The 19614-nt window shown below is 42.7% G+C and carries 19 protein-coding genes and 1 pseudogene; 9 read left to right on the top strand and 11 right to left on the bottom strand.

What is annotated here, in order from left to right; all coding sequences use genetic code 11:
• Positions 1–77: 77 nt before the first annotated feature.
• The 6 genes and pseudogenes from P4S58_RS10705 to P4S58_RS10680 form a co-directional block, all read right to left on the bottom strand.
• Complete coding sequence (locus P4S58_RS10705) at positions 78–581, bottom strand: bacterioferritin comigratory protein (protein WP_337163949.1); 504 nt, start codon at positions 579–581, stop codon at positions 78–80.
• Positions 581–2776: a tyrosine-type recombinase/integrase gene (locus P4S58_RS10700; RefSeq protein ID WP_337163947.1), complete on the bottom strand. Its 2196-nt coding sequence runs from the start codon at positions 2774–2776 to the stop codon at positions 581–583. Before P4S58_RS10700 ends, P4S58_RS10705 begins: the two co-directional genes overlap by 1 nt.
• A gap of 14 nt (positions 2777–2790) precedes the next feature.
• Positions 2791–5136: a hypothetical protein gene (locus P4S58_RS10695; protein ID WP_337163946.1), complete on the bottom strand. Its 2346-nt coding sequence runs from the start codon at positions 5134–5136 to the stop codon at positions 2791–2793.
• A complete protein-coding gene (locus P4S58_RS10690; RefSeq protein WP_337163945.1) occupies positions 5136–6539 on the bottom strand; it encodes a tyrosine-type recombinase/integrase in 1404 nt (467 codons plus the stop codon). The genes P4S58_RS10695 and P4S58_RS10690 overlap by 1 nt, the downstream gene beginning before the upstream one ends.
• A 91-nt stretch (positions 6540–6630) precedes the next feature.
• Positions 6631–6963 (bottom strand): annotated as a pseudogene (bcp, locus tag P4S58_RS10685) (thioredoxin-dependent thiol peroxidase); the annotation flags it as partial.
• Between the two features lie 9 nt (positions 6964–6972).
• Entirely contained in the window at positions 6973–7515 is a 543-nt protein-coding gene (locus P4S58_RS10680) for a glycine cleavage system protein R (protein WP_042484072.1), read from the bottom strand.
• 439 nt (positions 7516–7954) lie between these two features.
• Here P4S58_RS10680 and dapA point away from each other — a divergent pair, with 439 nt between their 5' ends.
• Positions 7955–8833: a 4-hydroxy-tetrahydrodipicolinate synthase gene (gene dapA, locus P4S58_RS10675; protein ID WP_042484069.1), complete on the top strand. Its 879-nt coding sequence runs from the start codon at positions 7955–7957 to the stop codon at positions 8831–8833.
• A gap of 58 nt (positions 8834–8891) precedes the next feature.
• Positions 8892–9908, top strand: coding sequence for an outer membrane protein assembly factor BamC (gene bamC / locus P4S58_RS10670; RefSeq protein ID WP_042484067.1), 1017 nt, complete (start codon positions 8892–8894; stop codon positions 9906–9908).
• Positions 9909–9952: 44 nt separating this feature from the next.
• On the opposite strand, the gene P4S58_RS10665 is transcribed toward bamC, so the two are convergent.
• From P4S58_RS10665 to P4S58_RS10650, 4 genes are read right to left on the bottom strand one after another with little or no spacing between them, the layout of a single operon-like run.
• A complete protein-coding gene (locus P4S58_RS10665) occupies positions 9953–10138 on the bottom strand; it encodes a DUF2897 family protein (protein ID WP_337163943.1) in 186 nt (61 codons plus the stop codon).
• Positions 10139–10149: 11 nt separating this feature from the next.
• Entirely contained in the window at positions 10150–10827 is a 678-nt protein-coding gene (locus P4S58_RS10660; protein WP_102966649.1) for a M15 family metallopeptidase, read from the bottom strand.
• A 22-nt stretch (positions 10828–10849) separates the two neighbouring features.
• Positions 10850–11983, bottom strand: a complete 1134-nt coding sequence (gene dapE / locus P4S58_RS10655; protein ID WP_102952705.1) for a succinyl-diaminopimelate desuccinylase — start codon at positions 11981–11983, stop codon at positions 10850–10852.
• Positions 11984–12027: 44 nt separating this feature from the next.
• Positions 12028–12375 (bottom strand): ArsC family reductase, encoded by a 348-nt coding sequence (locus P4S58_RS10650; protein ID WP_102952706.1) that lies wholly within the window; start codon positions 12373–12375, stop codon positions 12028–12030.
• 247 nt (positions 12376–12622) lie between these two features.
• On the opposite strand from P4S58_RS10650, the gene P4S58_RS10645 reads away from it, so the two are divergent.
• Entirely contained in the window at positions 12623–12904 is a 282-nt protein-coding gene (locus P4S58_RS10645; protein ID WP_042484051.1) for a winged helix-turn-helix domain-containing protein, read from the top strand.
• A 24-nt stretch (positions 12905–12928) separates the two neighbouring features.
• On the opposite strand, the gene P4S58_RS10640 is transcribed toward P4S58_RS10645, so the two are convergent.
• Positions 12929–13276, bottom strand: coding sequence for a DUF2956 domain-containing protein (locus P4S58_RS10640; protein ID WP_337163940.1), 348 nt, complete (start codon positions 13274–13276; stop codon positions 12929–12931).
• Between the two features lie 289 nt (positions 13277–13565).
• Here P4S58_RS10640 and P4S58_RS10635 point away from each other — a divergent pair, with 289 nt between their 5' ends.
• The 6 genes from P4S58_RS10635 (at position 13566) to flaG (ending at position 19603) form a co-directional block, all read left to right on the top strand.
• A complete protein-coding gene (locus P4S58_RS10635) occupies positions 13566–14030 on the top strand; it encodes a DUF2919 domain-containing protein (protein WP_102952707.1) in 465 nt (154 codons plus the stop codon).
• A 97-nt stretch (positions 14031–14127) separates the two neighbouring features.
• Positions 14128–15033 carry a Dyp-type peroxidase gene (locus P4S58_RS10630; RefSeq protein ID WP_337163939.1) on the top strand — a complete coding sequence of 302 codons (906 nt, stop codon included), beginning with the start codon at positions 14128–14130 and terminating at the stop codon, positions 15031–15033.
• Between the two features lie 143 nt (positions 15034–15176).
• Entirely contained in the window at positions 15177–16310 is a 1134-nt protein-coding gene (locus P4S58_RS10625; RefSeq protein ID WP_337163938.1) for a flagellin, read from the top strand.
• A gap of 262 nt (positions 16311–16572) precedes the next feature.
• A complete protein-coding gene (locus tag P4S58_RS10620; protein WP_042484040.1) occupies positions 16573–17712 on the top strand; it encodes a flagellin in 1140 nt (379 codons plus the stop codon).
• 225 nt (positions 17713–17937) lie between these two features.
• Entirely contained in the window at positions 17938–19068 is a 1131-nt protein-coding gene (locus P4S58_RS10615; RefSeq protein ID WP_042484037.1) for a flagellin, read from the top strand.
• A 73-nt stretch (positions 19069–19141) separates the two neighbouring features.
• Positions 19142–19603, top strand: coding sequence for a flagellar protein FlaG (gene flaG, locus P4S58_RS10610; RefSeq protein ID WP_042484034.1), 462 nt, complete (start codon positions 19142–19144; stop codon positions 19601–19603).
• Positions 19604–19614 lie beyond the last annotated feature (11 nt).

The following is a 19614-nucleotide window of genomic DNA, read 5'->3' as shown; positions in this document are numbered from 1 at the left end:
ACGTTTTTATCGTTAATTTAGTGTCCTGTCTAGTGATTACACTAAACAGGACGTTTTTTTAGTTGCAGCGCTAAACGCTACTTTGGTTTTCTAAATTGGGGTGCAATAACATTGTCTAAACGAGACGATACGATTTTATCCATCGCTTTTTCTCGCTGACTTTCATGTAACATCTCCATTAGTGCTTGAACGACCTTAATATGAGTGGCTGCTTGAACAGCTAACGCATCTTTATGGCTTTGAGCTTCGTCGTAATACTCTTTTTTCTTCTTATTTGCCTGTGCTCTTTCTCCTTTGAGTGCCTTTATTTCTTTTTGAAGCACTTCAATAGGGGAGTCAGCGGTTTCATCCTGAGCAACTTGTACTTCTAATGATTTATTTTTTATCATTAAAACAACGTCGTTATGCCTTCTGAGTGCGCCAGCGGAAAGGCCCGCTTCTTTTTCAACATTGCTATTGTTGATTTTGAGCTTGCCCTTTCGCGCTTTATTGCGCAGCTCTCTCGATGTCAACTTCGCTACATCACCATCCAGTAGCCTTTCCAATGCTTTGATTAGCTTATTTTTGGTTATCTGTGACATTATGAAATCACTCCGTATGGGATAAGTAAGTTCTTAACTTCATCAGGGAAAATGACAGGCTCAAAGTCGATACCTAAATCACCCATAATGCGTTCAGCAGCTTGAACTTTTATGTAAGATTCAGAGGCGGTTTGAGGAGTGAGTTCGTTGTTTTCAATATCATAAAGCATGTGAATTTCGGCTTCTTTACGCTTTGCTTCAGCAAATACGGCATCCACGATGTAATCATTCTTACAGTCTACACATTCCATTAGGTTAACGAGCGTTCTTAAACCGCAGGTGGTCGAAGTACAGTATATCCCTGGCGCAACCGCATGAATGTGTCGGTTTTGAGTTCGAATTTGCTTTTTCCAATAGTTCAGAGATAACATCTCGTTATCTACTTTATCCTTGAATAAATTTCGGTTTGTTTTCATCATGTTCTTAGCAAACTCTTTGCCTTTTCCTCCGGCAACTCGCTCCTTGTTTGCCAGTTTCTGATAGATATTCAAGTAGATGCGGGCTTTCTGGTCGATTCTTTCCTCATCAATTTCGTGTGCTAGCGTCTTTTTCTTTTGTCGGATTTTTTGGAATTTACTGGCGTTTTTAGCGTAGTGCCGCGTCATTGCCATAGAGACATGACTAAACTGCTGTTTGAGTTGCGGAAAACTGCAAAGCTCGTATCCAATCAGGTAGTAAGCAAATGAGCGGCGAAGTTGATGTCCTGTAAATGCATAATCGTTACCTACTTCAAACGATAAGTTGGGGTCCGAGGTTTTTAGGTCAATAATGTCTTCATTGGTCAGCGCAAGCTCTTCGCCCATCGCACCTTCAAACCAAGCTCGAGAGTGTTTACTTAGTTGGTCTTTGGTTATTTCACTTAAATCCTCTTTTGTTTTATGGAAAAACGATTGTGAGCTAGGATGTCGCTTTCTGAGTGGTGTATGCAGTGCTTGAAGGACTTCATAGGCTTTCATGCCGATTTCGGTTGTGACAAACTCATCTTGTTTTGATTGAGAGCCTTTGGCTGTCTTGGATAAGTTGGCGTGGATAACGTGTATCTTCTGGCGGTCTATTGTTTCAGTTGTGCAGCCCTGAGCAGTGTTTAGGCCATACATTTCATCGGCTCTCATTCCTGTTCGAGCCATTAATCCCCATAGGCAGCCACCATTGAGCGTTTTAAAAAGCGATTGAGCCTCTATTAGATTGGTGATTGTCCACTGTCCAATCGTTAGCTTACGTTCGGTGTGGAACTTATCAATGTAGTCGGTCTTTATTCCTGGTTTATGAAGGCGTATGAGAGCAAGTGTCTCTTTTTCATTTGGAGAATGAAGGGCGGCAAAGGCGTCTTGAAAAGCAAGGGTGCGCTTTTTGCTTTCTTTATGATTCTTCACTAAATACCATTGAATGTTACCGTTTTTGAATCGGGCTTCATTACTGACCAGATACTTCGCATATCCTTCATACGCCTTATTAAAGTAGGTGGCGATGTATTCTGCCAGTTGCTCTAGCTCATCACGAAGGGTATAAGCTTCATTGATAAGGGTTTCTGACTTTTGAAGACCCAGATAGTAGAGCCTTTGAGGGATGACGGTATTCTGCTGCGCTTCTTTAATTACTAAACCAAAATCAGAGGCGTTAAGCTTTTTGGTTAAGTTAACTTCAAACGGTAAGCCTCTCGCTTCTTTGTATAGGCGATTTAACCCGTTGTAAATCGCCTCTCTTTCAAAATCGATATCGGTAAAGCCGGTTAGAGCCCACGTTTCGAGTCGGTCAAAGTCCAAAGCAGACAGCGAATTAAACCCTTCATTTAACAGTGGGGTGATGACTTTTTTTAGGTCATTTAATGCATACCAAAGAGTTTTAAACGAATGGTTATGAGGTGATAGCCACATCATTTTAAGTAAGAGGGTTTTAAGCTGATTTTTTAGGTTGCGCTCAATGACTTTACCATCGAGCGTAAAATCTATGGTAATGATTCGCTTTGCTTTTAGCTCAAAATAAGGCTGTAGCTTTCTCCAAGCGTCATCATCGCCAATTTTGCCTAATGATTCACCCGTAACAATAAAGCCTATATCAAGGCTTTCGAGTTCATCCCAATCGCCACGCTCAATAGCTGGCTTTAATACATCCATTAGGTAATTTGTATGAGCGCCAACATGTTCTTGTGCTTTAAGAAGCTTGTTTTGATGTTCTAGGTCAGTGAGTTTTATCATGTGAGCCTCCGTAACTATAGGGATAAAAGCGCGTGGTCGATGGAAACTCTTGGGTGACGACCTTGGGTATTAAACCGCTTCATAGCCTCATCGAATACATCATCACTCGCCCCATCTAGCGTATACTCATACTGTTCAATTTTTTCATGAATATCCCCTTTCGAATCAGGGTACATATCAAGGATTTCCTTAAGAACATCGATGTATGACATGAGCTTATAAATAGCCTCAACGTCATCTACCGCTTTGGCCGATTGGCACTTGTGACACATATCAAATTCGGCACAAGGTAAGTTGATGCCTAGCGCATAGTTCGTTTCACGTTGCGTGTTCTTACCATCACTAATGACTTGCTGCCCATTACAAGTTAGCCCGTTGGGGTTAGTTTTAATATTGCCTTCTTCGCGCTTTTTCTTCCCCTCATCGTGTGACAACATCGGAATACCACGCCTTTTCGCTACAATGTCTTTTGCTTGCTCTAAGCTCGTATCATCATCGAGGTTTTCTATGACCTCTACACTCTGAGAGATGATGACCTTATTCAGTGATGAAAGCCCGTTCAGATAGCTTCTGTCTAACGTTTCCTTCGCGTTTTGGAGTAAGCTTTGAGCACCTTGAATACCACCTTCGGCATAGGCTTGGTTGCTGGTCATTTCTCGCCAGCGACTCGATTGAAGAGATATGTAATAATGATTTGGTTCAACAGACCAAGTAGTCATTAACGTTGCTGAAATAGGGCTGATGCCTTCCCAATCTTTAGGAACGTAGTGGCTACTTCTCGTTAAAAGTAGACGTTCATATTTCTTTGGCTGCTTGTCTGCGTTATCATTAGCATATTGCTCAATATCTTTGATTAAAGCTAAATCAGAGGCTGGTATTTTAAAGAAACCACCTATGCCATTTCTATAGTTAAAAGAAACGGTAACATTGCCATTGCTGTCTTTTTCGGAGTATGTGAGCGGAAGTAAAATCCCTTTAAGCGGTAAGTCGGTGTAGCAAGATAAAATACAGTAGGCGCTATTGGTCGCCCCTTGCACTGCTTTGATTCTCCTTATTGCCTTTAGTTCTTTATGAACAACAGTGCGACCTAGGTGATTAATGACTTTCTTTAACGTGATGGTTTGTTGGTTTCGGTAGGCGTAAAACAGCGCCTTAAACCAAGGCAGGTTGCCAGCCCGATGCGGAGATAACAGGTGTAGTTGGTTAACCAGTTGTTTATTTAGCTCATTCAAACGAAAGGTATCACTCACCTCAGCGTGATTATTGAGGGCAAAAATTAATACAGAGCCATCTTCACTGTTGCCGTACAGTTTGGACAGTCGCTCTAGTAACTTAATAAACTTCACCCCATCACGCTTATCAACGTCAAATTGCTCACCCACCAATAGAGCATCGACTGTTTTGTTCGCTCTAGGCTTATGGCTTGAGACTTTTACCACTTGTAGGCTCTTATCTCTTTCTTCTGTATGAACCTTAATTGGGTGGGCAATATCTCGAATGTTGCTGTCATTGAGTGAAGTGAAAAAGCACAACAGATGGTAGGCAGCGCCCATTGTGAGATTAAAGGCTGCGCCAACATTAACGCTTGTGCCACCTTTACTTACTCCGCCCCTTCTCGAGTCCAATGATGTCGGGATTTGAATCACTTCCTCATGTTCAGCAAGGGCAAGAATAAGAGGAAGAGTTTCTGGTAAGGGTATATTGTTTTCTTTGGCAGCAATAAGCTGTGGCGCAAGAGTGAAGAATAACGCCTCTAACCGTGTCACAAGAAGCTTTTCTTCCTCATCTGAGTACCCCTTATATGGCGTTTTTTCTCCTGTAAATCCCCTATGAAGTACAGCCCAAGAGGAAGCGGGCACGCCACACCAATCGAGCGCATTACGCAGAGTTGAAAGCATTGTTGAAACCGCCGATTCTTTAATGCCTAACTCATCACCATGAGTGTACTCCCAAAGGCGTTTTGAAGGACGATACATCTTGATACGATGTCTTAACTCGCCATCGTTGCCTGCATACTTTAAGTACCCACTTTCCGTAAATGGGTCAACATTTACCGCATCACAAAAAGCAAGATAGGCACTTAAATTTGCACAGTTGCCTTCGATGGTCCTTGCTGAGTTACCATTACTGACATATTGGTTGGCTTTCTCGCAAAAGCGCCTGATAAATACGGTTCGGCTGTCTACTTTTTCATTTTCTTTGTTACACCCTAAGTGCAATAAATGAGAAACATCGAACTGCTTTGGTTTAGTTAATTTCGAATCTTTATAAGGGATCGTCAGATTCAAAGGAATGACATTTTGAGTGTTGCGCACATGCTTAATGGCTTCGGACTGTCTTGCGATTTTACTTTTCGCCATTACGACCAACCTCCGTTTATCTTGCGGTTTTTCGCTTTAGCCATTTTGATTTGGTCGTCCAATTTATTCATGAATTTAATGTATTTTTCAGTGGTTGACGTGCTTTCGTGCCCCATTAGTGTAGCCAATTCATCCATTAGGAAGTCGTAGTCAACGGCACGACTTTTCGATTCGAGCCAAAGCCAATGAGTTGCAAAGGTGGAACGTAAATCATGAATACGGTAATACCAAGATGAGTCCACTTCGCGTATCTGTTTTCGAAGGTTTGAAAAGTGCGTTTCCAAAGTGTTGCCTGAGTATGGAGTCCCTTTATTTGAAATAAATAGGTAATCTACGGCATCTAAAATCTCACCAGCCTGAACAAGCTCATTGCGTTTGTTTAGGTTTTTTAGTCGTGCGTGACTTTCTTTATATATCTCTAGCTCTTCGTACAGCTCAATGGGAATTTCTACGGTACGTTCCTTACTGAATTTTGTGCGAGTAATTTTGATTGGCACTACATCTAAATCACTGTAGTCAGCCTTTCCTATGTCGTGAGCGGGGAAGTGAATGGCTTCATCAATTCTTAGCCCTGCCTCGACACATAGCCGAAAGATTAATTCTGTCGCCTTTGGCAGTGAAGTTACATGTTCATTAAATAAAGCCTTGTGCTCTGGGTGCATGGGCTTGAGCTTTTTATGGGCGGGAGTGTTTTCTTTTTTAGGAAACCTCTTCATTATATTGGATGTTTCATAAGAACGGTTAGAGCCTGGTTTTGTGTGAGCTAACATATCGTGCTGGTTTAACTCTTGATGCATTGTTCCAGTTGTGTAGTGGGTAACAATATTCTGATCGTCATTTTTAATGTAGCCGTACTTTTGCATCCACTTATAGAATCCAATCACGGCACTCATATAACTTCTAGCTGTAGATAAACTAAAAGCTTCATCGCCATGAGCACCTTCAATGTTATTGCAGTTCTCAAGTAGGAACGTAGCAAATCGCCAAGGTACACCTTCTTCTTCATACTTCGATAGGGTTTTATAAGTTAGATATTCAGGTGGTATTTCTTTACCTTCTTCATCAACTTGAGAGTAATGAGTGGAATCTAAATAACGAGTAAATGCTAGCAAGCCTTTTGCAATTGAGCCGGTGTCTTTGACAGCATCTTCACCACGTAATTTAGACACTAGGTATAGGGATTGTGGGTAAACAATAGTCCCGTCAGGGGCAATGATGATATCGGTTTTCTTTAGGCGTGATTCCAGATTGGAAGGGGAAAGGTAGGGAGAGTGCGTCACCTCTCCAGATTCAGTATTGATATTCGCAGAAATTCTTAGCTTTGCTAATGTATCGACCTCGACGGAAAGCAGTCGGTAGTCATCATAAACATCGGAACATTTTTCTTCATGCGTTTCTATCACAGAACAATCCTCGATATGTTACCCACATATCAAAGATAGATTTGTCATAAAAAAATATCAAGGTTTTTTGTCATAAAAAATTTGTAAGGGTAAATTTCTTGGTCCCCCAAACGCCGAACTGTTCGGCAACCTGATGATCTTCATCTGACAATAATGTGAAGTTAAGGTTGTCGCGGGCGATAAATTTACCAAGGCGAGCGACAGGGTCGATACTCACGCCTAGTACTACCACATTCATGGATTCAAGCTCAGCATTCACATCACGTAAGCCTTGTGCCTGAACGGTACAACCTGGCGTCATGGCTTTTGGGTAAAAATAAAACAGAATTTTTTTGCCAGCAAAGTCAGATAGGGTAACTTGATTACCATCTTGGTCTAATAGTGAAAACGCCGGAGCTGGCGCGCCTGCTTTTAAAGTGTTCATTGTTCTTCCTTATTGACTGCTTTTTATAAAATTAAGCGAACCTTGTACATCAAGAGCGGTGCATAGCGCTTCAAATTCTTCTTGAAGCTGCATAAGGTTATATTCCGAATCTACGTGAGCGGTAATGGCGATATGGAATTGGTCTTTGTTACGCTGCAGCTTATCTTTACTGATGGTTTGTGCACTTAGTGACGCCATACCGATGTTGCGGTCAGCAAAGAATTGAGTGAACTGCTCGGTTAAACCAAGGCGGTCATCAGATTCCACATAGACTTCAACGATATAATCGTTGGATTGGTGATCATGCGGTGACGTTCGCTTCATAATAGTGATCAAATCTTGTTCTTGTCCGAGCAGTGGCAGTGTTGTCTCCACTCGGGTAATGCTGTTGGTATTCCCCGATAACAGCATGATCAATGTGAATTCTTTTCCAAATAAAGCAATTCGACTATCGACAATATTGCAGCCGGATTGCGTAACTAATTTCGCAACTTGGTTACAAATACCAGGTCGATCCGTTCCTACTGCTGTGATCACAAGATGTTGAGTCATATTGATATTTCGCTTTGTTATTTTCTGGCATGTTAGCACAACTTTTCATTAATTAACCCCAATGATGTGGTTACTTTCCTTTGTTAATTAAAGTGACAATACTATTGTTGCAACTAAGGCGTTTTGATTACATCGTTATCTATACTTATCAGGTTAAATCACAAGCTTTGCGTGAAAATTGCCGACTCATTTTGGGGATAACCACTCCATAAATTAAGTATAGAAAAAAGCTCTCAAGATAGCGGCTATTTAAATATGACCGACCTCTAACAAGTGGAAGGATTGCTTATATACAATGGTCGATAAGAGATTAGGTGGGGGAAAGCTCCAACATGTGATAAATATTCACTCTTAAGGAGCATTTAGGCATTCTTAGCCTCTTGTGTTTTTCAACTCCCATGCAGTACCATGCAGAAAGCATTTATTTATGGAGATAGACATGTTTTCAGGAAGTATCGTAGCGTTAATTACACCTTTTACCCAAGATGGCGAAGTCGACTTTGTAAGTCTGAAGAAGCTTGTTGACTACCATGTTGACGCTGGTACCGATGCTATCGTTGCCGTAGGTACGACAGGTGAATCATCCACACTGACCATCGAAGAGCATGTCAAAGTTGTAGAGAAGATCGTTGAGTATTCCAATGGCCGTATTCCAGTGATTGCGGGTACAGGTGCAAATGCGACTCACGAATCCATTACCTTCAGTCGACTACTAAACAATACAGGTATCGCTGGCGTTCTGAGTGTGACTCCATACTACAACAAGCCAACACAAGAAGGTTTGTACCAGCATTACAAAGCCATTTCTGAACAGACAGAAGTGCCAATTATTCTGTACAACGTACCTGGTCGTACGGCAGTTGATTTGAAACCTGAGACAGTGGCTCGACTATCAAAGTTAGACAACATTGTTGCAATTAAAGATGCTACAGGTGACCTAAGCCGTGTAGCACTGCATCGTGAGCTTTGTGGGGATGATTTCATTCTGCTTAGCGGTGATGATGCGACAGGTTTAGAGTTTATTAAACTGGGTGGCAAAGGCGTTATTTCGGTAACGAACAACATTGCCGCTGCAGATATGGCGAACATGACGCACCTTGCGTTGGAAGGTAAGTTTGAAGAAGCAGAAGCTATTAACCAACGCTTGATGCCTTTGCATAAAAATCTATTTGTCGAATCAAGCCCGATTCCCGTTAAATGGGCTGCTCACAAACTGGGTTTGATTTCTTTTGGTGATCTACGTCTACCTTTAACACCTCTTTCTGAACAAGCTCAACCAGTTGTTGCCCAAGCAATGACTGAAGCCTGTATTTTTTAAGGCGCTTTCCATACAATGCCGAGGTGTTTTTACACCTCGGTGCATTTTAGGAGTTTCAATGAAGTTTACGCGTCAGCTAGTTATAAGTTCACTAGCTGTTTTGGTTTTAAGTGCTTGTTCAAATTCGACACATCGCCGCCAAGCCAAAGATGATTTTACCTACCTAGAGACGAAAAGCTTCAGCGAGTGGCAGCTACCAGAGGGAGCGACTCCAGAGTTTTACCCAAATTTTGATATCCCGCAGGGGAACTATCATGGCGGTGTAGGCCAAACCGTTGATATTCGTCCGCCACAACAAGTTCTGGAACTGATCCCAGGTGCTCGTGCAGAACGCCAAAAAGGTGAAGTTTCACTGTGGATGGTTCGTAAGGATGAAGTGGATAAAGTTTGGGATACGGTCTTAAAAGTGATCGCTGAGCGCAAAATCAATATCCTCTCTCAAACCAATGACAGAATTGAAACAGATTGGGTTTCTTGGGTCGCAGAAGATGAAGACGTCGAGTTAGGCGCTCGTTACGAAGTGACTCGTGTCGAAGATAATAATCGCTACGGCTTTAAAGTATCGCTGATTGATTGGCGTGAAGATGGCAAGCAGATGCCAGTTTCAACAACCAATAAAGAGCGTTACAACGCTTTGATGACGAATTTAGTGACGACTCGTTATGATCTTGACGCTCGTGAAGAAGCAGCGAGAAAAGCACAAGAGCTAGTCAAACAGATTCCAATTTCAATGGGCGCAGACCGTAGTGGTCTACCTGTGATTATTGCTCGTTCTTCTTATGACGTGCTTTGGCCTCGTTTACCAAACATTCTGCCTCATATGGGCTTTACGATTGAAGAACGTAGTCAGTCTCAAGGTACTGTAAAAGCGAAATATGCGTTACCGGATGATGAGTTCTGGCAAGAGATTGGCGTCAAACCTACAGCGCTAAAACCGGGAACTTACACCTTTCTGTTTGGTGATTTGGGTAACCGTACTTCGATTAACGTGACCGATTCATCAGGTAAACCTGTTGAAGAAGCCTTGTTGAAAGATATGGTTCCAGTACTCGCAGCGGTAATTGATAAGAAATAACGCTGAGTACTCGTTAGATAAAATAAAGGACGCTTTTGCGTCCTTTATTTTTTGTGCTGGTTGTCGTCTTGGTGTTGTTGCTTATCAAGCTCATTGAGTTTATCTAAATCGCTTTTCTTCTGCTGACCGTATTTCATATTCGCTGTGTATTTCAATGCAGCAATATTACCGATCACCACACTGACGATGACGATTGAGATGACCCACGGGTTAAAAAGAAACTCTATCATGCTGATTGCCGTTAGCGAGTGCTGATGTTAGTGATGTATTGATTGTAGATCTTTGCAAGCCCTTGGCGCACGCACTCTTTACCTAAAATGGGCGCAGAATCCAGTTGCGTAGACAATTGATCTAAAGTGAGTTGTTGCAAACAAGCCTGAGCTGTTTTTTTGTGGCTGATGTGCCATGGTTCAAAAGCGACACCAGAGCCATTTTCCTGATAAGGGAAGAAAAATCCAAAGTCAGCTAAATGCGCTTGTAACCAAAGGTAGAAAGGGTGCTGGTGGTCTTGTAAATATTCCCAGGGCTCCAGTTTCAAACCGCATTCGCTTGGGATGGTATTTCTGTCAAAGACATCAAAATCGGTTCCCCAATGATGACGACTTGCACCCGGTAGCGCAGACCAACGCAAAATCGCTGCGATTTTTTGCTCATCACTCAGATTTTGCGACTCGATGATTTGGCTGTTCTCATCAAGGAGCTCTGCTTCACCTGACATTTTTCGATTCCAGATCGCCAGTTGGCGTTCAAAGGAACGAAAGCCGCTGGCAATATTGAAGTTAAAACCTTCTTTATCTGCTGCCTCTTTGAGTGACAGCAAATCATCTTTAACAGCAGGATGGACGAGAAAATACTTCTGTCCAACCAGCACTTCCGTTAAATGGGATTCAGTTTTACCTGTTAATTGCTCAGCGGTCATTATCACGCGAATAGGCTCTCCATCACGCTAAAAGATTTTCCAGCGTTTTTTGGTACATATCGGTCAACAGCTCAAGATCATGGATGCTGACGCATTCGTTTACTTTGTGGATGGTGGCATTCACAGGCCCCAGTTCCACTACTTGTGCACCCATTTGAGCAATGAAACGACCATCAGATGTGCCACCCGTTGTAAGTAGCTGTGGTTCTTGATGATTCACTTCTTTCACAGCTTTAACCACAGCATCAAGCAGTTCACCTGTATCTGTTAAGAATGGCAGGCCATTCAGTGTCCAGTGAAGGTCATAATCCAAACCGTGAGCATCCAAAGTTGAATGAACGCGACGTTTAATCTCGTCAGCAGTTAACTCGGTACTGAAACGCAGGTTGAATTGAACATTGAACTCACCCGGAATGACATTCGATGCACCAGTCCCAGCATGCACGTTTGGAATTTGGAAGCTGGTAGGCGGGAAGTATTCGTTGCCATCATCCCATTTCATGGTCGCCAGTTCAGCCAGCGCCGGAAGAGACTGATGTACGGGGTTATTTGCTAGGTGCGGGTAGGCCACATGACCTTGTGTGCCTTTAATGGTGATGTCACCAGTAATCGATCCACGACGGCCATTTTTAACAACATCACCCACTTTTAATGTGCTTGAAGGTTCGCCAACAATACACATATCAATCATTTCGTTACGTTCCATTAAGGTATCAACAACACGGGTTGTACCATTGATGAACGGGCCTTCTTCGTCAGAAGTAATTAGAAATCCGATTGAACCTTTGTGGTTCGGGTTTTCAGCAAGAAAGCGTTCTACAGCAACAATCATACAAGCCAGTGAACCTTTCATATCTGCAGCGCCACGCCCATGCAGATGATCATCGATAATGGTTGGTTCAAACGGTGGAGTATGCCATTGCTCCAGCTTACCGGCTGGAACTACGTCAGTATGACCTGCGAAGGTAAATAGCGGTGCTTCAGTGCCTTTGCGAGCCCAGAAGTTGGTTGTATCTTCAAACACCATAGATTCGATTTCAAAACCGAGCGCTTTTAAGCGTTGAATCATTAAATCTTGGCAACCTGCGTCGATTGGGGTTACCGATTGGCGGCTGATTAAATCTTTTGCGAGAGCCAAAACAGGGCTATCTGTCATCCTTGAAATCCTTGTTAAAAAAAGAAACGGTTTATTAAGTAAAATTATTGACTAAAAAGAGCCGCATAGTTCGCAGTGCTGAAGCCGAGTTCTAGTTTGTCATTATGGCGAACAATCGGACGCTTAATCATTGAAGGCTGCTCAATCAACAAAGCGATAGCGTTGGTTTCATTCAACGTGTCTTTCTGCTCTTGGCTAAGTTGACGATAGGTTGTGCCGCGTTTATTTAACACATTTTCCCAACCAAGCGATAGGCAAAACTCTTTCACGAGTTCAGCGTCGATCCCTTGTTTTTTATAATCATGAAACTGGTATTCGACACCTTCTGCTTCAAGCCACTTACGCGCTTTTTTGATTGTGTCGCAGTTTGGGATGCCATACATAATAGTCATTAGTACTTTTCCTTTATCTCCCCACTCACTGAACCTGCAACCGCGAGGGTTACAAAGCCAAGCTTGTGTATATAGGCTGAATTATCGTTGTTTGCCAAATCCTAACAGGAAGCCAGCCTCGTGACAAAAGGGTTCGTGACAAGAAAATACGCTCTGATTTGCATGGTATTGAAAAGTTATTGATCAAACGCAACACGTTTCGAGGCAAAAAAGAAATAATGAGTCCTGTATTGATTAGGAGGTATCAATGGAATTGAGTCCTGTTTTTGCTAGGCGTCTGTATTTAGCCTTGTTAGTGGAAAGCCTTGAGCGGCCAAATGTGCCTAAACTTATTGAGAAAACGGGATGGCCACGTCGTACTATTCAGGACGTGATTAAAGCGCTTCCGGGAATTGGTATAGAACTCATGTTTGTTCAGGATGGTAGACGTCATAACGATGGTTACTACCAATTATCAGACTGGGGACCATTTGATAGCCAATGGGTTTTTGACCGCAAAAATGACATTGCGGCGAGCTTAGGATTTTAAAGCCAGCTTTGCTGGCTTTTTTCCTTATTGTTGGTTTTGTACAAACCAATGCGCAATAAAGCCTGCCCAGCTTAAGCCCAGTAAAATCCAAGGTAAAAAGCTTGATGTGCTTGTCGTTGCGTCGAATTCATTAAACTCTTCGCTTTCTTGAGTTTCTGCACTGGTTTGCTTTGTTTTTAACGCTTTCTTACGTGCTCTATCTGCTTGGCGGTTTTTCTCTTTTTGCTGTTTTTTGTACAGAGCTATGCCTTTCTCTATTCCCTGAGCAATTAATTTGGTCTGTTCTTTTGTTTGTCCCGGTTTTTGAATTGCTCTAGCGACCGCCAATGCCTCTTGCTGAGTTTGTTCCGAAGGAACGATCTTCTTGTTCATAAATGCAGAATTTAGTCTTGGTAGTGAATAGGGCTAAACCCTATCACGAACTGACATATTTGATGAAGGGCTCTAGATCAACTCTGCCGTTTAATTTCTCTATCTGTCATGGTGTTCTGTTTACCTGTCACTATGACGTCTTTGATAATTGGCTAGAAAGATACATGAGCCTTTTTCTTACATTCTGAATCTCGTATCTACCGCTTCAATCAGAGATTACGTATAGCTATTTGAAACCATTCGGTTAAAGTGGTTGTGTAACAAAAGTAGTAAATTCAGATGGAACACTGTGCGTTATTCAATAGAACAATACGATGCTAACGGCTTTCTTAAGGCTCCTAAATGGTTATGGCTAGGCTGGTTTTTCTTGTCGAAAGCTTGGATTGTATTTGTGATGGCTGGAGCCAGTCGCGACAGTGGGCCGAAAATTCTAGGTTTGATTTATCCTGATCACTCAATGTTGTATTTGGGTTTAGCGATGGGCGTACCGAGTATTACTATGATGTGGTTGGTCGGGTTAAGGCATCCTGACAGGCGCTGGGCGATATTATCCGCTAAATGGGGCAGAGAGGTGACGTTGTTAACGACACTGGCACAATTCGTTCAAACCGGATACCACGTTTATCTTCAGAACGGCTCTTTTAGCTGGATATCTGCCTTGAGTATGTTGCTTTTATTGTGGTTTGCTCTGTATGTTTATAACAGTCGTAGTGTCAGAGATTGCTTTCAAGTCCCTGTTTTGTATCGCACATGATCGTTGTGAACTCATGATCACGGTCAACATAAAGAAATAGTTTTTAATTACACTCAGTCCATAGCCAATGAGCATAAATGAATAGTGAGGATTTTTTATGTCAATGTCACAGACTGCAATTCTGCCTGAAGCAGGTCCATTTGCACTCTATAGCCTTTTGAAAATTCGTCAAAACCACGCTCATGTTTTACAGCAGCTTCAAGCGTTGCCAGCACATATTGCGGATATTAATGCGAATCAACCGGGGGCGGCTTTATCGGTATCCGTTTCTTTTACTAGAGCTTTTTGGCAAAAGCTTGATGTGGCGATGCCTGAAGAGCTGATCGATTTTCAACCGCTGGGTGAAGGTAATGTTGTAGCACCTAGTACAGATGTTGATGTACTGATTCACTGCCATTCAACTCGTCACGATTTGCTATTTTACGTTTTACGTACATTCTTAGCCGAAACGGCTGAAGATGTGACCGTCGTGGATGAGACTTACGGTTTCCGCTACCTAGATGCTCGTGATATGACTGGATTCATCGATGGAACCGAAAACCCTAAAGATGGGAAACGTCAAGAGGTTGCACTGATTCAGGATGGTGAGTTTGCGGGTGGTAGCTACGTATTGCTACAACGCTTTGTGCATGATCTTCCTGCTTGGAACCGTTTAAACATCTCTGCTCAAGAAAAAGTAGTCGGCCGTACTAAGCCAGATTCCATCGAGCTAGATGACGTTCCAGCCGCTTCACACGTAGGTCGTGTTGATATTAAAGAAGAAGGTAAAGGTTTGAAGATAGTTCGTCACAGCTTACCGTATGGTACCGCAAGTGGTGAACATGGCCTGCTGTTTATCTCTTACTGCTATACACTGCATAACATGAAAGTGATGTTAGAAAGTATGTATGGTTTGACAGATGGTAAAACAGACCAACTACTTCGCTTTACTCACGCTGTAACTGGCGCTTACTTCTTCGCGCCTTCTCAAGAGATGCTAGCGAGCCTTGCTGTAAAGGCATAGCTCGATAAACAGAGAATAATCACATAGATGAAAGCCGGGCTAAATGTCCGGCTTTTCGTTTTAAATAAAACTCTTACTAAAGAAAATCTGCACGCCACCGATATAGCTAACAGAATTAACCAGAAGTAGGTGATTGCGTCTGTATGGCGATAACGGTAAACACAAATGTCTCTGCTCTTGTGGCTCAACGCCATTTGAACTCAGCTACAGAAATGCTTAATCAATCTTTAGAACGTTTGTCTTCAGGTAAGAAGATTAACAGTGCTAAAGATGATGCGGCAGGTCTGCAAATATCGAATCGCTTAGAAACTCAGATGCGCGGACTAGATGTCGCTGTGCGTAATGCCAATGACGGTGTGTCTATCATGCAAACTGCGGAAGGGGCGATGCAGGAAAGTACCAACTTGCTGCAACGCATGCGAGATTTATCACTTCAGTCAGCTAATGGTTCCAACAGCAAAGCAGAAAGAATTGCTTTGCAGGAAGAAATGGCGGCTTTGAATGATGAATTGAACCGAATCGCTGAAACTACCTCTTTTGGTGGGCAAAAATTGCTCAATGGCACTTTTGGACAATCTTCTTTCCAAATAGGCGCAAGCTCTGGAGAGGCGGTTCAGCTGTCACTGAAGAACATGCGTTCAGACAGTATCGATATGGGTGGATTCAGCTATGTCGGTCGTCGCTCGCTAGATGAACAATGGCAGGTATCAAAAGGCAGTAACCAGCTGATGATTCAGTATGTGGATGCGAGTGGTAAAGAGTCTTCAATCAATATTCACGCTAAAGAAGGTGATGATGTAGAAGAGCTGGCTACTTACATAAACGGGCAAACGGATGAACTATCAGCATCCGTCAATGAAGATGGTCAACTACAGATCTTTATGGCGGGTAAAGAGACTTCCGGAACTTTATCATTTAGTGGCAGCTTAGCCGAAGAGCTTCAAATGGATCTCAAAGGCTATGAGTCTGTGAACGACCTGGATATCCGTTCTGCTGGTGGTGCTCAACGTGCTGTGTCGGTGTTAGATACTGCGCTGCAATATGTAGACAGTCATCGAGCTGAGTTAGGTGCTTTACAAAACCGTTTTTCGCACGCGATCAACAATCTGGATAACGTGCACGAAAACCTAGCTGCTTCTAATAGTCGTATTAAAGACGCTGACTATGCGAAAGAAACGACGCAAATGATTAAGCAGCAAATTCTTCAACAAGTGAGTACCTCGATTTTGGCTCAAGCTAAGAAACAGCCAAACATGGCTTTATCTTTACTTGGTTAAAAAAGAAAAACGCGCTTGGTAAAAAGAAAATCAAGGTTTATCGACGCTGCGTTGTAAACCTTTAATAAAAAAATCGACTTTTTAAAACTTTTAATGCTTTCGTCACGTTTAATACGCCAAACGAAGTTTTTTTAAAAAATCGAAAAAATTTTCTAAAGGTTCCCGAACAGGAGCCGTTATAGAAAGTAACTTTGAGAGAACTACTTGGTTTTCCGAGACGTCGGAAACCTGAACTACCGGAAAATCAATTGGAGAAATCACCATGGCAGTGAATGTAAATACAAACGTATCAGCAATGACAGCTCAACGTTACCTAAACGGCGCAACTAGCGCACAACAAACGTCTATGGAGCGTCTATCGTCTGGTTCAAAAATCAACAGCGCAAAAGATGATGCAGCTGGTCTTCAAATCTCTAACCGTTTGAACGTTCAAAGCCGTGGCTTAGACGTAGCAGTACGTAACGCGAACGATGGTATCTCTATCGCTCAAACTGCTGAAGGTGCGATGAATGAAACGACTAACATTCTGCAACGTATGCGTGACTTGTCACTACAATCTACTAACGGTTCAAACTCTAAGTCTGAGCGCGTAGCACTTCAAGAAGAAGTATCTGCACTTAACGACGAACTAAACCGTATTGCAGAAACCACTTCTTTCGGTGGTAACAAGCTACTAAACGGCACATTCTCAACTAAGTCATTCCAAATTGGTGCTGACTCAGGTGAAGCAGTAATGTTAAGCCTAAACAACATGCGTAGCGACAACTCTAAGATGGGTGGTATTAGCTACCAAGCAACTGAAAGTAAAGATAAAAACTGGGGCGTGCAATCAGGTGCAAACGACCTAACCATGTCTTTCACTGACAAAGCTGGTCAAGAGCAAACTATCAGCATCTCAGCAAAAACTGGTGATGACATCGAAGAGCTAGCAACTTACATCAACGGTCAAACAGACACAGTTAAAGCGTCTGTAAGCGAAGATGGCAAGCTACAAGTATTCGCAGGTACTGACAAACTAGACGGCGAAGTAGCATTTGGTGGTTCTCTTGCTGGTGAACTAGGTTTAGGTTCTGCTGAAGGTAAAGCGGTAACTGTGAACTCTATTGACGTAACATCAGTAGGCGGCGCTCAAGAATCTGTTGCTATCATCGACTCAGCGTTGAAATTTGTAGATAGCCACCGTGCAGAACTGGGTGCTTTCCAAAACCGTTTCAACCATGCAATCAGTAACTTAGACAACATTAACGAAAACGTGAATGCTTCTAAGAGCCGTATCAAAGACACTGACTTCGCGAAAGAAACAACTGCACTAACTAAGTCGCAAATTCTTTCTCAAGCATCAAGCACAGTGTTGGCGCAAGCTAAACAAGCTCCAAACGCAGCGCTTAGCCTACTAGGTTAATCCGCTTCCAGATGAAAAAATCCAGCTTCGGCTGGATTTTTTTTGCGATTAATATCTTGATTTGCTTATTAATTCTCCAAATGTTCAATTATTTTGCGAAAAAGTAATATTTTTTCTCTAAAGGTTGTTAATTCTTCGCCGTTACAGAATACGAGAGAAATGAGGTGTGCCGGAGAGAGGTGAGAGACTCGAAGGCACGTCAACAATCTGCCTAAGGAGATCAATATGGCAATAAGTGTGAACACGAATGTCGCGGGGATGACTGCTCAGCGGTATTTGAACAATGCAGCGGACGGCACGCAAAAATCTATGGAGCGTTTGTCTTCGGGTTACCGAATCAACAGCGCGAAAGATGATGCAGCAGGTCTACAAATTTCAAACCGTTTAACTTCTCAAAGCCGTGGCTTAGACATGGCGGTAAGAAATGCGAACGATGGTATCTCTATTGCACAAACAGCTGAAGGTGCAATGAATGAAACTACCAACATCCTTCAACGTATGCGTGACCTTTCATTGCAATCTTCTAACGGTTCGAACTCACGTTCTGAGCGTTTAGCGATTCAAGAAGAAGTGTCTGCACTTAATGACGAATTGAACCGTATTGCGGAAACCACATCGTTTGGTGGTAACAAACTACTGAATGGTTCTTTCGGCAGCAAATCTTTCCAAATCGGTGCTGACTCAGGTGAAGCGGTCGCTTTATCTATGAGCAACATGCGCTCGGATACGACTGATATGGGTGGTAAAGCTTACCGTGCCCAAGAAGGTAAAGGATCGGATTGGAAAGTAGGCGAAGCGAAAGATCTAACACTGAACTACACCGACAAACAGGGTGAAGCTCGTGAAGTCACTATTTCTGCAAAAGCAGGTGATGACTTAGAAGAAGTTGCTACTTACATCAACGGCCAAAACGACGACATTAAAGCGTCAGTTGGCGAAGGCGGTAAGTTACAACTTTTCGCCGCAACTCAAAAAGTGCAAGGTGATGTCACTATCGGTGGTGATCTTGGTGCTGAAATTGGCTTTGGCCAAGGTGAAGATCTGACTGTAAAAGATATTGACGTATCAACAGTGGGTGGTTCTCAAGAAGCGATTGCGGTGATCGACGGTGCTCTTAAAGCTGTAGATAGCCAACGTGCTTCACTAGGTGCATTCCAAAACCGTTTTGGTCATGCAATCAGCAACCTAGAGAACATCAATGAGAACGTGAATGCATCTCGTAGCCGTATTAAAGATACGGATTACGCTCGCGAAACCACTGCAATGACGAAGTCGCAAATTCTGCAACAAGCGAGTACGTCTGTGTTGGCTCAAGCGAAGCAGTCACCATCTGCGGCTCTTAGCTTATTGGGTTAACTGATAAAGCTAACTGAGCTTTATAGGTAGCACAGTTGGAGAAAGTTACCTCTAAGGTGGAAGGGAGATTGTTATGGAAGTACCATTACACACATCGAACGTCCAGCCTTTCGGCTCACAAAGTGGCATCAAATTTGCTTCAGAAAATGAAAACGTAAGTAACATTTCTACTGCGAAAAGGGAGGAACGACCGGTAGAGCGCTCAAATAAGATTTATGAGCACATCTCACAACAACTGGAGAAGACTAAGCAAGAGTCGGTCGACGCAGCAATTGAACGTTCTCGTGAACGAGAGAAGCTGAATGAAGAACGACGAGCTAGAATGGTAGAACAAGTTAGCGATTTCGTTAAATCTATCAACAAAGGGTTATCTTTCAGAATTGATGAGGAATCCGGTCGGGACGTAGTAACGGTATATGAAGCCTCAACGGGTGACATTATCCGCCAAATTCCTGAAGAAGAAATGCTTGAAGTATTACGACGTCTTTCCCGACAACAGGACCATAAATCGGGCTTATTGTCGGCTAAGGTGTAAATATATTTTTG

The organism is Vibrio sp. Hal054 (assembly GCF_037162405.1).
In the GTDB taxonomy this organism is placed as follows: domain Bacteria; phylum Pseudomonadota; class Gammaproteobacteria; order Enterobacterales; family Vibrionaceae; genus Vibrio; species Vibrio diazotrophicus.
Note: the sequence above shows the minus strand (reverse complement) of the source record. Positions and strands in the feature narration are given on the sequence as shown.

What these genes read in the sequence shown, in the direction of transcription:
- P4S58_RS10625 (WP_337163938.1), top strand. Translation starts at nt 15,177, where the DNA reads ATGGCGATAACGGTAAACACAAATGTCTCTGCTCTTGTGGCTCAACGC.
- P4S58_RS10630 (WP_337163939.1), top strand. Translation starts at nt 14,128, where the DNA reads ATGTCAATGTCACAGACTGCAATTCTGCCTGAAGCAGGTCCATTTGCA.
- P4S58_RS10660 (WP_102966649.1), bottom strand. Translation starts at nt 10,827, where the DNA reads ATGACCGCTGAGCAATTAACAGGTAAAACTGAATCCCATTTAACGGAA.
- flaG (WP_042484034.1), top strand. Translation starts at nt 19,142, where the DNA reads ATGGAAGTACCATTACACACATCGAACGTCCAGCCTTTCGGCTCACAA.
- P4S58_RS10620 (WP_042484040.1), top strand. Translation starts at nt 16,573, where the DNA reads ATGGCAGTGAATGTAAATACAAACGTATCAGCAATGACAGCTCAACGT.
- P4S58_RS10615 (WP_042484037.1), top strand. Translation starts at nt 17,938, where the DNA reads ATGGCAATAAGTGTGAACACGAATGTCGCGGGGATGACTGCTCAGCGG.
- P4S58_RS10645 (WP_042484051.1), top strand. Translation starts at nt 12,623, where the DNA reads ATGGAATTGAGTCCTGTTTTTGCTAGGCGTCTGTATTTAGCCTTGTTA.
- P4S58_RS10705 (WP_337163949.1), bottom strand. Translation starts at nt 581, where the DNA reads ATGTCACAGATAACCAAAAATAAGCTAATCAAAGCATTGGAAAGGCTA.
- P4S58_RS10700 (WP_337163947.1), bottom strand. Translation starts at nt 2,776, where the DNA reads ATGATAAAACTCACTGACCTAGAACATCAAAACAAGCTTCTTAAAGCA.
- P4S58_RS10695 (WP_337163946.1), bottom strand. Translation starts at nt 5,136, where the DNA reads ATGGCGAAAAGTAAAATCGCAAGACAGTCCGAAGCCATTAAGCATGTG.
- P4S58_RS10650 (WP_102952706.1), bottom strand. Translation starts at nt 12,375, where the DNA reads ATGACTATTATGTATGGCATCCCAAACTGCGACACAATCAAAAAAGCG.
- P4S58_RS10680 (WP_042484072.1), bottom strand. Translation starts at nt 7,515, where the DNA reads ATGACTCAACATCTTGTGATCACAGCAGTAGGAACGGATCGACCTGGT.
- dapE (WP_102952705.1), bottom strand. Translation starts at nt 11,983, where the DNA reads ATGACAGATAGCCCTGTTTTGGCTCTCGCAAAAGATTTAATCAGCCGC.
- bamC (WP_042484067.1), top strand. Translation starts at nt 8,892, where the DNA reads ATGAAGTTTACGCGTCAGCTAGTTATAAGTTCACTAGCTGTTTTGGTT.
- P4S58_RS10640 (WP_337163940.1), bottom strand. Translation starts at nt 13,276, where the DNA reads ATGAACAAGAAGATCGTTCCTTCGGAACAAACTCAGCAAGAGGCATTG.
- P4S58_RS10665 (WP_337163943.1), bottom strand. Translation starts at nt 10,138, where the DNA reads ATGATAGAGTTTCTTTTTAACCCGTGGGTCATCTCAATCGTCATCGTC.
- dapA (WP_042484069.1), top strand. Translation starts at nt 7,955, where the DNA reads ATGTTTTCAGGAAGTATCGTAGCGTTAATTACACCTTTTACCCAAGAT.